Genomic DNA, 15,344 nt, shown 5'->3' with positions numbered 1-15,344 from the left:
ATGCCGGATGGGGGCCGGGACAGCTCGAATCCGAACTGGCGCAAAACGGCTGGCTCACCTGTGACGCCGATGTCGAACTGGTGTTCGACACGCCCAACCCCGCCAAATGGGAGGCGGCGCTGACCCGCCTCGGCATCTCGTCCCTGATGCTCTCCTCGGATGCCGGGCGCGCCTGATCTTAGGCTTTGCCACTGGCCAAGGGCGCAGGCGCGCTGATAGATTGACGCCATGTTGCCCCGGTCCCCTCTTTTCGTGATCATCGCCCCCTTCCTCTTGGCCGTGGGCCTCATCACCGGCGCGGTCTGGCATTATGGTTACCGCGCGGCGCTTTCGGATCTGGCGCGACGCGGCAGCGCCGATATGGCGCTGGTGCTTGGGGGGCTCGTGTCAGACCTGCAACGCTACCGCGATCAGGCGGTGGCTCTGGCCGATCATCCCACGCTCACCGCCCTCAATCGTCCCGATACCCGGCATCAGGATTCCGCCGCCCGCCGCCTCTTGACCGCCGCCGCCGACCGCACGGGGGCGGCGGGGCTCTATTACGTCGATCAAAATGGCAACCTGCTCGCAGGCACCGGCGCGCGCCTGCCCGAGGGGCTGGCCACCTCCGCCCCCTTCCGCCGCGCCATGGACGGCGCGCTTGGCACCAGCCACAGCATGACCGCAGACGCGACCGAGCGGCTCTTTCACTTTGCCGCGCCCTCCTTTGGCCCGGATGGCAAGGTGCGCGGCGCGCTCATCGCCATCGCCGATGCCGAAGCGGTCGAATTCGGCTGGCGCGGTCTGCAAACGGCGGTGTTCCTCATGGATGATCTGGGCCGCGTCTTTCTCTCCAACCGCTCGGAACTCTTGGGCTGGCGCAAGGTGCCGCAGGATACGGTGCTCATTCCGCCGGGGGGCACGCCCATTCCCTTTGGCCTCAGCCAAACAGCAGGGCACGAAATCTGGCAGATCGACCTCGGCCCCTACCTGCCCCGCCGCGCCCTGCAAATCAGCCAGAGCTTGCCGCGCATCGGCATGACGGGCGCAGCACTCATCAACGTGGCCCCGGCCCGCCGCATCGCGGGGCTTCAGGCGGGGGCTGTGGCGGGCGTGCTCCTTTTCTTCGGCACGCTGCTCTTTCTCGCACAGGAACGCCGCCGCACCCTCGCGCGCGCCAATGCCCTGCTGGAGAGCCGCGTCGCGGACCGCACCGCCACCCTCACCCGCACCAACCTTGCGCTCCGCACTGAAATCCGCGACCGCAAAGAGGCCGAGGCGGCGCTGAAACGCGCGCAGGCCGAGCTTGTGCAGGCGGGCAAACTCAGCGCGCTTGGCAAGATGAGCGCCGGCATCAGCCACGAACTCAATCAGCCCTTGATGGCGATTCGCCAATTCGCCGCCAATGGTGGCGCGTTCCTGCAACGTGGCGAGCCGGAGCGCGCCGCCGAGAACCTCAGCCGCATCGACGAGATGGCCCACCGGATGAGCCGCATCATCCGCAACCTGCGCGCCTTCGTGCGCAATGAAAACGAACCCATGGGCCGGGTCGATATGGTCCGCGTGATCGACACAGCCCTCGAGATGACCGGCGCGCGCCTTGGCCATGATGCCATCACCCTCGACTGGCAACCGCCCCAAACCCCCATTTGGGTGCGCGGCGGCGAGGTGCGGCTCGGTCAGGTCATGGTCAATCTCATCACCAACGCCGCCGACGCCATGGCCAAGAGCCCCGAGAAACGCCTCACCATCACCCTGGCCCCCGGTGCCCCCGTCACCCTCTGCCTGCGCGACACCGGCCCCGGTATTCAGGAACCCGAAAAGATTTTCGATCCCTTCTATTCCACCAAACTCGTGGGCGACGGCGAAGGCATGGGCCTTGGCCTCTCGATCTCCTACGGTCTGGTCCAGAGCTTTGGCGGCAAGATCACCGGCCGCAACACCGACAGCGGGGCCGAATTCACCGTGGCGCTGGAACCATGGCCAGACCCCGACGCTCAGGAAAAAGGTGCCGCATGATCCGCAATGTCCTCGTGGTCGATGACGACAGACCCGTGCGCGAGGCGCTCAGCCAGACATTGGAACTGGCCGATTACACCGTGCGCGCCGCTGGCTCGTTCATCGAGGCCAAGGATCACATCAGCCGCGATTTCGCAGGCGTGATCCTGTCGGACATCCGCATGCCGGGGCGCGACGGCTTTCACCTTCTGGCCCATACCCGCGCGCTCGACGATGAACTGCCCGTGATCCTGCTCACGGGCGAAGGCGATATTCCCATGGCGGTCAAGGCGATGGGCCAAGGTGCCTTCGATTTCCTCGAAAAGCCCTGCGCGCCCGACGCCCTGATCCCAGTGCTCGACCGCGCGCTGAAAAACCGCGCGCTGGTGCTGGAAAACCGCCGCCTCAAGGCCCAGCTTGAAACCGGCGATCCGGCGGCGCGGATGCTCTTTGGCACCTCCCGCGTGGCCGAGGACATGCGCCAGACCGTGCGCCAAGCGGCCCGCGCGGGCACCGAAACGCTGGTGATCGGCCCGCCCGGTGCGGGTGTCTCCAAGGTGGCCGAGGTCATTCACCTCATGTCCCCGCGCGCCAGCGGTCCCTTTGTCAAACGCGCCGCCGCCCGGCTCGATCCCCCGACGCTGGACGCGGCCCTGTTGGCTGCGCGCGGCGGCACGCTCTTTCTCGATGAAATCCCGGCCCTGCCGATGGACAGCCAATACGCCCTTCTCGACCGCATCGAATCCGGCTCTGAAACCCGCCTCATCGCAGGCAGCACCGCCGATCTCGAAGAGGCGGCGCGCGCAGGCCGCTTCAACGCCGATCTCTACTACCGGCTCGAGGTCATGCGCGTGCGCATCCCCGCGCTCTCGGAACGCCCCGAGGATATCCCCGTGCTCTTTCGCCACTATGTCGCACAGGCCGCCGAACAGGCCGGGCTTTCCGCCCCCGAGATTGGCCCCGACCATCTCGCCGCCCTGATGGCGCAGGATTGGCCGGGCAATGCCCGCTCGCTCATGTCGGCGGCCATGCGCTTTGTGCTGGGCATGCCCGACAGCACCGCCGAAGCCACCGAACTGGGGCTCGCCGAACAGATGGCGCGGGTCGAACGCTCGCTCCTCATTGCGGCCCTGGGGCGGCAGAACGGGCGCGCGGCGCAGGCGGCTGAGGCGCTCAAACTCCCGCGCAAGACCTTCTACGACAAACTCGCCCGCTATGGGATTCGCCCCGAGGATTACCGCCGCTAGGCCGTTCTGAATCTGTGCGAAATTCCGCACAAGCCCGCCATGACCCGTGCGGGATTTCGCACAAGCCATGCAGCAGGCGCAAACCCGCCATCCCAAAACTGCCGTGCAACCCTCTGTAAATCCGTCACAAATCAGGCATCGTGCCCAAGACTTGCACAAAGTCTTGAGCGGAACTCCGCTTTCACCCACCCTAACGCCACCGTGCCCGGTCCGGGCGCAGTCCAAAACAGTATGACTTGGGAGGAGACCCACATGAAATTCCTGACCGCTGCCGTCTCGGCATTGGCCCTGACCGTTGGCGCAGGCGCCGCCATGGCGTCCTGCGAAGATGGCGAAATCGTCGTCAAGTTCAGCCATGTCACCAACACCGACAAGCACCCCAAAGGCATCGCCGCCTCCTTGCTGCAAACCCGCGTCAACGAGGAAATGAACGGCAAGATGTGCATGGAGGTGTTCCCCAACTCGACCCTCTATGACGATGACAAGGTGCTCGAGGCGATGCTTCAGGGCGATGTGCAACTGGCCGCGCCCTCGCTCTCGAAATTCGAGAAATTCACCAAGCAGTTCCGCCTTTATGACCTGCCCTTCCTCTTCACCGATGTCGCCGCCGTCGACCGCTTCCAAGCCTCCGAAACCGGTCAGGCCATGCTCGATTCGATGCAGCGCCGCGGCCTTCAGGGTCTGGCCTACTGGCACAATGGCATGAAACAGATGTCGGCCAACAAGCCGCTGCTCGAGCCCTCGGATGCCGCTGGCCTGAAATTCCGCGTGCAATCCTCTGACGTGCTCGTGGCCCAGATGGAGGCCATCGGCGGCAGCCCGCAGAAAATGGCCTTTTCCGAGGTCTACGGCGCGCTCCAGCAGGGCGTGGTGGATGGTCAGGAGAACACCTGGTCCAACATCTATGGGCAAAAGTTCTTCGAGGTGCAGGATGGCACCACCGAAACCAACCACGGCATCATCGACTATCTCGTCGTGGCCAGCGTCGATTTCCTCGACAGCCTCGAGGCGGACACCCGCGATCAGTTCCTGACCATCGTCAAGGAAGTGACCGAACTGCGCAACGTCGAATCCACCAAGGTCGATGAAGAGGCCAAGCAGGCCATCATCGACGCCGGTGGCGTGGTCCGTCAACTGACCCCCGAACAGCGTGAAAAATGGGTCGAAGCCATGAAACCCGTCTGGGAACAGTTCAAAGAGGACGTGGGCCAGGAAAACATCGACGCCGCCGTGGCCTCGAACACCAGCTCCTGATCCGTAGTAACGGTGCGGCCCGCCCCATCGCCGGGCGGGCCATCGGGTGCATCGGGCGGGTTGTCACAGACCCGCCCGACCTGACACCCCCAACACTCTCACAAAATTTGGGAATGGGACGATGCAGCACAAGACTGGGCTAATCGACCATATCGAGGAGACGGTGATCGCCGCGCTCCTGGGGATGATGACATTGTTGACCTTCGCCAATGTCGTCGCCCGATATGTGTTCAACGTGAATATCCTCTGGGCGCTCGAACTGACCGTGTTCATGTTCGGCTGGCTGGTTCTTCTGGGTGCCTCTTACGCGGTCAAGAAACACGCGCATCTGGGCGTGGACGCGGTGATCAACCTGCTCTCTGCCCCTGCGCGGCGGCTTGTGGGTCTCTTGGCGGTCGGCGCCTGCCTCTTCTTCTCGGTGCTGCTGCTCAAGGGCTGCTACGATTACTGGGCCGTTTTTGCCGATCTGCCCCCCACCTCCGGGCGCTGGTTCCCGACCGGCTTTGACACCACCGCCCGCTCCCAGAGCTTTTACGAGGTGCAGGATGTGCCCATGCTGGCCGTGTTCCGCTTTCTCGAAGACCTGATCAACTACGGCGATTCTTACGAAAAACTGCCCAAAGTGGTGCCCTATCTCGTGCTGCCGCTCTCCGCCTTCCTTCTGGTGCTGCGCTTTACCCAGGTCGCCATCGCCCTCTGGACCGGCAAGATCGACCGCCTGATCGCCAGCCACGAGGTCGAGGACGAAATCGAGCAATTGCGCGCCGCCGAGGCCCGCAACGCCCAAGGGGGTCAAAACTGATGGACGTGTTCCTGCTCTTTACCATGGTTGTCGGCCTGATGCTGATCGGCGTGCCCATCGCCATCTCGCTCGGTCTCAGTTCCACGCTCTTCATGCTGATCTATTCCGACACCTCTCTGGCCTCGATTGCGGGCACGCTGCTCAACGCCTTCGTCGGTCACTACACTCTGCTCGCGATCCCGTTCTTCGTGCTGGCTTCCTCCTTCATGTCCACCGGCGGCGTGGCGCAACGCATCATCCGCTTTGCCATCGCCTGCGTCGGGCACCTGCCCGGCGGCCTCGCCATCGCCGGGGTGCTGGCCTGCATGATGTTCGCCGCCCTCTCGGGCTCGTCCCCCGCCACCGTGGTCGCCATCGGCACAATCGTCATCGCCGCCATGCGCCAGATGGGCTACACCAAGGAATTCGCCGCTGGCGTAATCTGTAACGCGGGCACGCTTGGCATCCTCATTCCCCCCTCCATCGTCATGGTGGTCTATGCCAGCGCCACCGATGTCTCGGTGGGTCGGATGTTCCTCGCAGGCGTTCTGCCAGGGCTTCTGGCGGGTTCGATGCTGATGATCACCATCTATGTCATCGCCAAGGTCAAGAAAATGCCACAGGGCGAATGGCGCGGCTGGCGTGAGATTTTCGACAGCTTCCGCGACGCGGCCTGGGGCCTCTTGCTGATCGTCATCATCATGGTGGGGATCTATGGCATCCCCGGCATCACCGGCGCGATCTTCACCCCGACCGAGGCCGCAGCGGTCGCCGCAGTCTACGCCTTCTTCGTCGCGTCCTTCATCTACCGCGACATGGGCCCGCTGGCGCGCGGCGACGGTCAGGCACCGCTGGCGCTCTACCAACGTCCCACGGCGCTCGTCACCGCCTTCTTCCACCGCGACACCCGCAAGACGCTGCTCGATGCGGGCAAACTGACCGTGATGCTCATGTTCGTGATCGCCAACGCGCTCATCCTCAAACATGTGCTGACCGAGGAACAGATCCCCCAACACATCGCCAACGCCATGCTCGGCGCGGGACTGGGGCCGGTGACTTTCCTCATCGTGGTCAACGTGATCCTGCTCATCGGCGGACAGTTCATGGAACCCTCGGGCCTTTTGGTGATCGTCGCCCCGCTTGTGTTCCCCATCGCCATCGAACTGGGCATCGACCCCATTCACCTTGGCATCATCATGGTGGTGAACATGGAAATTGGCATGATCACGCCCCCCGTCGGTCTCAACCTCTTCGTGACCTCCGGCGTGGCGGGCATGCCGATGATGGCGGTGGTGCGCGCTGCCCTGCCCTTCCTCGCGGTGCTCTTCGTGTTCCTGATCATCATCACCTACGTGCCCTGGATCTCGACCGTCCTTCCCAATGCGGTCATGGGTCCAGAGACCATCATAAAATAGACACACCAAGGACGGACCAACCGTTCCCCTGACCACGCAGGCCCCGGCCTGCGTGGTTTTTTCATCTCCGACCCGTTTGAAAGCCCGCAGAACCACGCTACCTGCCCCCCGGCACGGGAATACCTTTACCCCGCCACATTTCGGGGCTACCCAATGGGTCCGCCCCCAGCAGGAGCAGAACCCGTGACATCAGACACGCTCAGCGTCGACCGCAGCGCCTTCCTCGCAGCCATGCGACAGGTCGCGGCCACCGTGACGGTTGTCACCACCGACGGGGCCTCTGGCCGCGCCGGGGCCACGGTCAGCGCCTTTTCCTCGCTTTCCGCCGATCCGCCCTCGGTGCTGGTGTGCCTGCGCACCGACAGCCGCATCGCCCGCGCGGTGATCGAGAACGGCGCCTTCTGCGTCAATGTCCTGCCCGAGGATGCAGTCGAGGTCGCACGCGCCTTTGCCGGACACTCGCCGGACAATCCCGCCGCGCGCTTTGACGGGCTCACCATCACCCCCCGCCCCGAAGGCCCGGTGCTGCCGCGCGCCACCGCCTTTTCCTGCCTGCTCACGGATCATATCCCGCACGGCAGCCATGTGATCTGCATCGGCACCGTCACCGCCCTCACCAATGCCGGGCAAAAACCGCTGACCTATCTGAGCGGCGATTACCACATCGTGCGCCCGCACGGGCACTGACCCGCGCTTCAGCTTCTTCTTGGTCCAAATACTCAATTCCACCGCTGGCCAAACCGCGGCCCCCCTGCCATATCTGCGCCAATCCCAGCCAAGAACAGTCAAGGAGCCGCCCATGACCCGCATCATCACCGCCCTCAGCGAGATTTCCACAGAGTATGACGCGCTCTTTGTCGATCTCTGGGGCTGTGTGCATGACGGTGTGCGGGCGCTGCCCGATGCCGTGGCCGCCCTTCAATCCTACCGCGCGGGCGGCGGCACCGTGGTGCTTGTCACCAACTCGCCGCGCGCGCGCGGCGGCGTGGAAAAGCAATTGGACAGCTTCGGCGTGCCCCGCGACGCTTGGGATACCATCGCCACCTCCGGCGACAGCGCCCGCGCAGCGATGTTTCAGGGCGTGGTGGGCGAAAAGGTCTGGTTCGTTGGCCAGCCCTTCGATGACCGCTTCTTTGATCCGCTGCACCTGATCGAAAACCCCGTGCCCATCGCCCGCGTGCCCTTGGAAGAGGCCGAAGGCATCGTCTGCATCGGCCCCTTTGATCCGCTTGCCGATCCCGCCGAGATGCGCCCACAGTTCCTCTATGCCAAGCAGAAGGGTCTGAAACTCCTCTGCGCCAATCCCGATATCGTGGTGGATCGCGGCGAGGTGCGGGAATGGTGTGCGGGCGCGCTCGCCCGCCTCTATACCGAAATGGGCGGTGAGAGCCTTTATTTCGGCAAACCGCATCCCCCCATTTATGACCTCGCCCGCCGCCGCCTCTTGTCGCTTGGCCGCGATGTTGAAAACGCCCGCATCCTCGCCATTGGCGACGGGGTGCATACCGATGTGTCCGGCGCCATGGGCGAGGATATCGATTCCCTCTTCATCTCGGGCGGGCTCGCCGCGTCCGAGACCAAAACGTCGCACCAGCCCGATGAAGCTGCGCTAACCGCTTATCTGGCAAAGGAAAACGCCACGCCCACCTTTACCATCGGGTTTCTTCGCTGACAGAAACCCCTTGATTTTTCTGCATCCGCAAAGTAATAAAATTCCAACATGGGCCAAAATATAGCCTGATAATTGCGCACCAAACCCACCGGAGGGGCGAATGTTGGACAATATGCCGCGCGGCACGATCTGCATCGAAGACATCGAGATGGGCATGACCCGCCATCTGCGCAAAGTCGTGACCGACCGCGATATCGAGCTTTTTGCCGAGGTCTCGACCGACCGTAACCCGGTGCATCTGGATGACGCCTATGCGCAGGACACCATCTTTGAGGGGCGCATCGCCCATGGCATGCTGACCGCTGGCCTCATCTCAGCCGTGATCGGAGAGCAACTTCCGGGCCACGGTACCGTCTACATGGGCCAGACCCTCAAATTCCTCGCCCCCGTGCGCCCCGGCGACATGGTCCATGCCGAGGTCGAAGTGATCGGCATCGACCACGGCAAACGTCGCGTGCAACTCGACTGCCGCTGTCTGGTGAATGGCAAAAAGGTGTTGATCGGCGAAGCCACGGTTCTCGCCCCCTCGCGCAAGTTCGATTAACGACCCTTGCGCGCGCTCCGCGCTGACAGCATTCTGCGCGCATGAACGCAGCACCCACTTGGGGCGTGGTCGCCACGATCAAGGCCCCCACCCGTGACATACTCACTTTCGCCGCCCATCATCTCGATCTGGGCGCGCACCGCGTGCATGTCTATCTCGACGCCCCCGACCCACAGGCTGAGGCCGCTCTGCGCGCCCATCCCAAATGCCGGGTCATCCTCTGTGATGATGACTACTGGCGGCGCAGGTCGCGTCAGGGACGCCCCGAGAAACACCAACCCCGCCAGAGCCTCAACGCCACCCATTGCCTCACCAAACGCCCGCAGGTCGATTGGCTGGCGCATATCGACGTCGATGAATTCCTCTGGTCCGAAATCCCCATCGCGGACCGTCTGGCACGGGTCGCGCCGGACCGGCTCAGCGCCCGCGTCCGCCCGGTCGAGGCGCTCGCCCATGAACCTTACATAATCGACGCCGAACCTTACAGAGCTTACAAGTCCTGCGCCCTCTCCCAAGCCGAAAGACGGGCGCAAACCAACGCCATTTATCCCACCTATGGCCCCTATCTGAATGGCGGGTTTCTCAGCCATGTCGCAGGCAAGGTCTTTGTCCGCACCGGCCTGCCCGACACCAGTCTTCGTATTCATAATGCGTTTATAAACAAACAGATGGATGACAAAGCTGAGGAATTACATGAACTGTGTCTCTGCCATCACCATGCAGCCACATGGGATCACTGGCTCGCCGCCTATCGCTACCGCCTCGCCCAAGGCTCCTACCGCGCCGAATTAAAGCCCGCGCCCCACTCCGACTGCTATGCCTTTAATATGCATGAGTTTTTTCAGATGCTCGAAGAGGACGGCGGGGAAACAGCCCTGCGCCGCTTCTTCACCGAGGTCTGCACCGCCACCCCCGACCTGCAACATCGGCTGGCCTCTTTCGGCCATCTTCACAGGATCAATCTCGACCTGGACACCAAACGCGCGCGCCACTTTCCAGAACAGGCGTAAGTGTTTCCAAATGCTGCATAATCCTTGGGTTGACATCGGGTATTGTTGCCAGAAATCCGCGGTGCATTGACGCTGACCGCGTTCTGCGGTAAGTGCAGCGCAGCGGGTCATCCATGTGGAGAACCACAGGCCCATGAGGGGCCCGAACCCGCATCAGTCGTACGGGCCAGGATTGTGTCCGTAAACCACGGATACACATGACAAAATTTTCCGATCTGAACCTGAATCCCAAGGTGTTGAAGGCCATAGAAGAGGCCGGTTACGAAACACCAACCCCCATTCAGGCCGAAGCCATCCCCCACGCGCTGCAAGGCCGCGACGTTCTCGGGATCGCCCAAACCGGCACTGGCAAAACCGCCAGCTTCACCCTGCCGATGCTCTCGCTGCTGTCCCGAGGACGCGCTCGCGCCCGGATGCCGCGCAGCCTGGTTCTGTGCCCCACGCGCGAACTCGCGGCGCAGGTAGCCGAGAATTTTGATACATATTCCAAGCACTTAAAGCTCACAAAGGCGTTGCTCATCGGCGGCGTCAGCTTCAAGGAACAGGACAAGCTGATCGACAAAGGCGTCGATGTTCTCATCGCCACCCCCGGTCGCCTGCTTGATCATTTCGAGCGCGGCAAGCTCTTGCTGACCGGCGTGCAGATCATGGTCGTGGACGAGGCCGATCGCATGCTCGACATGGGCTTTATCCCTGATATTGAACGGATTTTCAGCCTGACGCCATTCACCCGTCAGACGCTCTTCTTCTCCGCCACCATGGCACCCGAGATTGAGCGGATCACCAACACGTTCCTGTCGAACCCCGCACGCGTCGAGGTTGCCCGTCAGGCCACCGCCTCCGAGACCATCGAGCAAGGCGTGGTGATGTTCAAACCCTCCCGCCGCGACAAGGCCGACAGCGAAAAACGCCAGTTGTTGCGCGCCCTGATCGACCGCGAAGGCGATGCCTGCAGCAATGCGATCATCTTTTGCAATCGCAAGATTGATGTAGATGTGGTCGCCAAGTCCTTGATGAAACACGGTTATGATGCCGCGCCCATTCACGGCGACCTTGAACAGAGCCAACGCACACGCACGCTTGACGGCTTTCGCGCAGGCACGCTGCGCTTTTTGATTGCCTCTGACGTGGCCGCGCGTGGCCTCGATGTGCCTGCGGTCAGCCATGTGTTCAATTTCGACGTGCCGAGCCACGCCGAGGATTACGTCCACCGCATCGGCCGCACCGGCCGTGCCGGGCGCAGCGGCAAGGCACTGATGATCTGCAACCCGCGCGACGAAAAGAACCTCGCGGGCGTAGAGGCCTTGATTCAAAGGGAAATTCCGCGCGTCGAGAGCCCCGTGACCTTCACCCCCTCGACCACCGAGGCCGAAGCACCGCAAGGCAGCGACGAGCGTCCCGCCAAGTCCCGCCGCACCCGCAGCGTCAGCCGAGGCAAGCCCGAAGAGCGCCCCGCCACCAGCCGCAAGGCCCCGGACGCGCCCGTAGAGCAGGCGGTCGAAGCGACCCCGCAACCGGAACGCCCGCAGGAACGACCGCAAGAACGCCGGGCAGAGCGTGCGCCCGAGCCTCGGCAGGAGCGCAACGAGCCCCGCCCCGAGCGCAATGACGACAACGCCTCGCGCCAGAGAGAAGGACGCGGGCGTCAGGATCATGGCGGCGGCCCGCGTGTTATGGGGCTTGGCGATCATCTTCCCAGCTTCATCGCACTCAGCTTTGACGAGAGGCGCGCCGGATAACTACCTGATTTAATTTGCTTTCCGAAAAACCTCAGCGCGCGATCACGATATCCGCGCTGAGACCTCCGAGGCGGGCGCTTTCTCCCAATCGCAACGTGCCACCATGCGCCCGCGCCGCGTCGAGCACGATGGACAAACCCAAACCCACCCCCATGCCGCGATTCTGATTTCGCGCCGGCTCCAGCCGCGTGAACGGCTTGATCGCATCGCCCCGGCTGTCCGGCGGAATACCCGGTCCATCATCCTCAACCCTGATTCTCAAGGATTTTTCGGTCATCACCACCGAAACCTCGGCCCGCGAGCCATAGCGCACGGCGTTGTTGATCAGGTTCTCGACCGCCCGGCGAATATTCTCTGCGCGCAGGGCCACGGTTCCTTCGCCCCGCGCCTCGACCAGGGTCACGGGGTTTTGCGCCCGTTGCGCATCCTCGACGATCTGACGCACAAGGGCAATCGGATCAACCGGCTCCGGCTCGCCCTCATGCGCCCCGCGCGCAAAGGCCAGAAATCCCTCGAGCAATCGCTCCATTTCGACCACGTCGCGCAACATCGGCGCAGCCTCTTCGTCATCCAGCATGGCAAGGCTCAGCCGCAGCCGGGTCAGCGGCGTTCTCAGGTCATGGCTGACCCCCGAGAGCATCAGGGTGCGCTGCTCGATCTGCCGTTCAAGCCGCGCGCGCATGTCGAGGAACGCATTTCCCGCCGCCCGCACCTCGAGCGCGCCCGAGGCACGATAGGGCACATGCCGCCCGCGCCCAAAGGCCTCTGCCGCCTCGGCAAGGCGGGTGATCGGTTTGAGTTGCTTGCGCATATAGACATAGGACACGACGGTCATCAGGATGCCGTAGAACGCAAGATTGAGCAGCACCTGATAGGGCCGCCGCGCCGAGACGCGCCGACGGTCGAAAATCAGCTCGATCACCGCGTCGTCGCGTTGAAAATAAAGCATGACGAACTGGTTATCGGTCAAGGACACCCGCTCCAGATCATCGAAATATCCGCGCAACTCGCGGATCACCACGCTGCCCGAGAGATCGAACCAGTCATAATCATCTGTCTCTGGCATCTCGGAGGCAGGCACGCGCCGCCGCTCGATTTCCAGCATTGCGGCCACCGGACTGCCTTCGTGCTCTTCCAGAACAAGACGCACCTCGCGCGCCACGGTCTTGACCATCTGCTGCGTGACATCGTCAAACAACCTCTGGGCAAACACCAAGGACACCACCAAAAGCAGTGTGATGACCGGCAAGAGCAGGATCAGCACCGCCCGGGCATAGAGACTTCGCGGAAGATAGGGTTTGAGCCAACGCAGCGACATGGCTAAACCTAGCCGCGCGCGCAGCCAGAAGGAAGAGCCATGCAAGCGACCCAAGGAAAAAGCCCGCCTGTCGGCATCGCCGAGGACCTCGGGCAGGATATTCGCCGCATTCTGGCCCCCAACCCCTCGCCCATGACCTTTTGGGGGACGAACACCTACCTCGTCGGAACGCGCCAGCTTGCGGTGATTGATCCGGGCCCCGATGATCCGGCCCATCTCGCGGCGATTCTGAGCGCGCTAGGTCCGGGCCAGAGCGTCAGCCACATCCTCGTCACACATGCGCATCTCGATCACTCGCCCCTCGCCGCGCGCCTCTCAGCCGAAACTGGCGCGCCGGTGCTGGCCTATGGCGATGCCCGCGCGGGGCGCAGCGCCGTGATGCAGCGCCTTGCTGAAAGCGGTCTCATGGGCGGGGGTGAAGGGGTGGATACGGGGTTTTCTCCTGATCTTGTGCTCTGCGATGGCGAGCGGATCGCGGGCGATGGTTGGCAGATCACCGCGCATTGGACACCGGGGCACTTCGGCAATCACCTCAGTTTCCAGATCGGAGAGAGCGTGCTGACCGGTGATCTGGTCATGGGCTGGGCCAGCTCGCTTGTCTCGCCGCCAGATGGCGACCTGACGGATTTCCTGCGGTCCTGCGCGCGGCTTGGGACCCTGTCGGCACAGCGCTTCCTGCCCGGCCATGGAGCAGAGATCGAGCGTCCAAACACACGCCTCGACTGGCTGATCGCGCATCGCAAGGGCCGCGAAGCCGCGATCCTCGAGGCGCTCGACACCGCCCCCATGACGGCGGCCGAAATCACCGTCCGCGTCTATGCCGACACGCCCAAAAGCCTCCTGCCCGCCGCCCGCCGCAACGTGCTCGCGCATCTGATTGACCTCATGCAGAAATCCCATGTCACCCCGGTGGGCACTTTGCAGGCGGACGCAAAATTTGCACGCGCCCGGACCAACCGCCCGTCGCGCTGAAATTTTGTCACAAAGCCTCTGGACCTCCCCGAATCCGATTGCTATACGGCCCACGTGTTCCGGCGTAGCTCAGCGGTAGAGCAGTTGACTGTTAATCAATTGGTCGTAGGTTCGATCCCTACCGCCGGAGCCATAATCAACCTAATCCGTTGATATTAAAAGAGAACGGAAAATAGCTCCGTTCACTTTTACCCTTTTAGTCGTTTCTGGCCACAGGCGTCACACAAGGGATACAAGCGGCTCATTTCTCGTGTCTCTGCGCCCGTGATGGCTCTAGCCGTCGAGGATTGCCATGACGACATGCCGATATTTGCACCGCAAGCGCGATCGCTTTCATTTTCGGTGCCGATTACCGGGGTTTTCTACAGCTATCGGTCCCACATGCGCATCCCTAGGGACGACAGATCCGCCTCTTGCGCATATCTGGATTGGAAACCTGACACAGGAATTCGAGCGGATGTTTGACAGTTCTCTTTCTCCACCATCTGCCCAGGCAGAACGCACTCGTCCCGCGCTAATTCGAGCATTGCCTGGCACGCTGGATCTTCGAGCTACGTCGACAGACCCGACTGGCACGGATGACCGGCCGCTTTGGTGTTGAGGAATATCTGCGCCAAGAACTGCTGCCGATACTCTACGAGAGCTTTCTGTTGGCGCGGGAACTCGCGCTGCGCTCTTGCTCGAGACTCTCAAAGGCGATGCCGTATCCGGACCTTTCCTCCAAATCCGGCCTTTAGACCAGCGCGTCACCTTACTTTGGAAATGCGAAGAAGTGCGCGCCGACCTTACTCAAAGGCTTGGCTGATGCTGCGGCTGAAAGGGCTGGACTTGTATCTTGTCAAAGCCGCCTAGCCGCCCGGTCGATCCTGCCCCGCGAATGCGCCGCGCCCAAGGACCCGGACGGTTACAAGGCCTTGGACAATCAAAGCGGCGAACACCAAGACCAAAAATGCTATCGGCAACGCCCAACCTGCCCCCGTCACGGTCTCGACGGCGCGCAGGGCTGCATCGCGGGACCAAAGGATGATCAGGCCCAACGCGACACCGGTGCCGAGGACGACCATTGCCGCCTTTGGAGAGGGCCCCTTGAGAAATCCTCGGACCCGCCCTGCCCGAAACAGAAGCGCCGCATAGAGCGTGAGGCCCGCCGATGTCGCAAATGCAAGCCCTACGGCCCCAAGCGCGGGGGCGAGGAGGATCTTGAGCCCGATGTTGACCACGGTGGCGGCAACGAGAAGCCGGAGCGGCGTTCGCGTGTCCCCGCGCCCGTGGAATCCGGCGACGAGCGAGCGCAGCGCCAGTGCCGAAACCAGCCCGAGGGCATAGGCCGCGAGGATCGCCGCTGCAGCCTTGGCAGCGGCAAGATCGAACGCACCACGCACGAAGAGAATTTGCAGCGCCCAATCACCCAGCGT

General features: G+C 63.0%; 14 protein-coding genes and 1 tRNA gene. 13 read left to right on the top strand and 2 right to left on the bottom strand.

The window, feature by feature from the left end; genetic code table 11:
* From KBT70_RS04860 to KBT70_RS04810, 11 genes are all read left to right on the top strand, one after another.
* On the top strand, positions 1-176 hold a 176-nt coding region (locus tag KBT70_RS04860; protein WP_296629400.1), incomplete at its 5' end, for a YqgE/AlgH family protein.
* A 52-nt stretch (positions 177-228) separates the two neighbouring features.
* Positions 229-1,998 (top strand): ATP-binding protein, encoded by a 1,770-nt coding sequence (locus KBT70_RS04855; protein ID WP_296629399.1) that lies wholly within the window; start codon positions 229-231, stop codon positions 1,996-1,998.
* Positions 1,995-3,224, top strand: a complete 1,230-nt coding sequence (locus tag KBT70_RS04850) for a sigma-54 dependent transcriptional regulator (RefSeq protein WP_296629398.1) — start codon at positions 1,995-1,997, stop codon at positions 3,222-3,224. Before KBT70_RS04855 ends, KBT70_RS04850 begins: the two co-directional genes overlap by 4 nt.
* Before the next feature lie 252 nt (positions 3,225-3,476).
* A complete protein-coding gene (locus KBT70_RS04845) occupies positions 3,477-4,478 on the top strand; it encodes a DctP family TRAP transporter solute-binding subunit (protein ID WP_296629397.1) in 1,002 nt (333 codons plus the stop codon).
* Positions 4,479-4,599: 121 nt separating this feature from the next.
* Positions 4,600-5,280, top strand: a complete 681-nt coding sequence (locus tag KBT70_RS04840; RefSeq protein ID WP_296629396.1) for a TRAP transporter small permease — start codon at positions 4,600-4,602, stop codon at positions 5,278-5,280.
* Positions 5,280-6,674: a TRAP transporter large permease gene (locus KBT70_RS04835; protein ID WP_296629395.1), complete on the top strand. Its 1,395-nt coding sequence runs from the start codon at positions 5,280-5,282 to the stop codon at positions 6,672-6,674. The genes KBT70_RS04840 and KBT70_RS04835 overlap by 1 nt, the downstream gene beginning before the upstream one ends.
* Positions 6,675-6,857: 183 nt before the next feature.
* Positions 6,858-7,361 (top strand): flavin reductase family protein, encoded by a 504-nt coding sequence (locus KBT70_RS04830; RefSeq protein WP_296629394.1) that lies wholly within the window; start codon positions 6,858-6,860, stop codon positions 7,359-7,361.
* Positions 7,362-7,473: 112 nt separating this feature from the next.
* Positions 7,474-8,346: a TIGR01459 family HAD-type hydrolase gene (locus KBT70_RS04825; protein ID WP_296629393.1), complete on the top strand. Its 873-nt coding sequence runs from the start codon at positions 7,474-7,476 to the stop codon at positions 8,344-8,346.
* Positions 8,347-8,446: 100 nt separating this feature from the next.
* A complete protein-coding gene (locus tag KBT70_RS04820; protein WP_009819049.1) occupies positions 8,447-8,890 on the top strand; it encodes a MaoC family dehydratase in 444 nt (147 codons plus the stop codon).
* Positions 8,891-8,931: 41 nt separating this feature from the next.
* Positions 8,932-9,900, top strand: a complete 969-nt coding sequence (locus tag KBT70_RS04815; protein WP_296629392.1) for a glycosyltransferase family 2 protein — start codon at positions 8,932-8,934, stop codon at positions 9,898-9,900.
* 197 nt (positions 9,901-10,097) lie between these two features.
* Entirely contained in the window at positions 10,098-11,639 is a 1,542-nt protein-coding gene (locus KBT70_RS04810; protein WP_296629391.1) for a DEAD/DEAH box helicase, read from the top strand.
* Between the two features lie 31 nt (positions 11,640-11,670).
* Here the strand turns inward: KBT70_RS04810 and KBT70_RS04805 are convergent, their stop codons facing one another.
* Positions 11,671-12,957, bottom strand: a complete 1,287-nt coding sequence (locus KBT70_RS04805; RefSeq protein WP_296629390.1) for an ATP-binding protein — start codon at positions 12,955-12,957, stop codon at positions 11,671-11,673.
* Between the two features lie 39 nt (positions 12,958-12,996).
* Here KBT70_RS04805 and KBT70_RS04800 point away from each other — a divergent pair, with 39 nt between their 5' ends.
* Complete coding sequence (locus KBT70_RS04800) at positions 12,997-13,929, top strand: MBL fold metallo-hydrolase (protein WP_296629389.1); 933 nt, start codon at positions 12,997-12,999, stop codon at positions 13,927-13,929.
* A gap of 58 nt (positions 13,930-13,987) precedes the next feature.
* Positions 13,988-14,062 (top strand) — tRNA-Asn (locus KBT70_RS04795).
* 715 nt (positions 14,063-14,777) lie between these two features.
* On the opposite strand, the gene KBT70_RS04790 is transcribed toward KBT70_RS04795, so the two are convergent.
* A partial coding sequence (locus KBT70_RS04790) for a lipid II flippase MurJ (protein WP_296629388.1) occupies positions 14,778-15,344 on the bottom strand: 567 nt, incomplete at its 5' end.

Source organism: Roseovarius sp. (assembly GCF_018066915.1).
In the GTDB taxonomy this organism is placed as follows: domain Bacteria; phylum Pseudomonadota; class Alphaproteobacteria; order Rhodobacterales; family Rhodobacteraceae; genus Roseovarius.
Note: the sequence above shows the minus strand (reverse complement) of the source record. Positions and strands in the feature narration are given on the sequence as shown.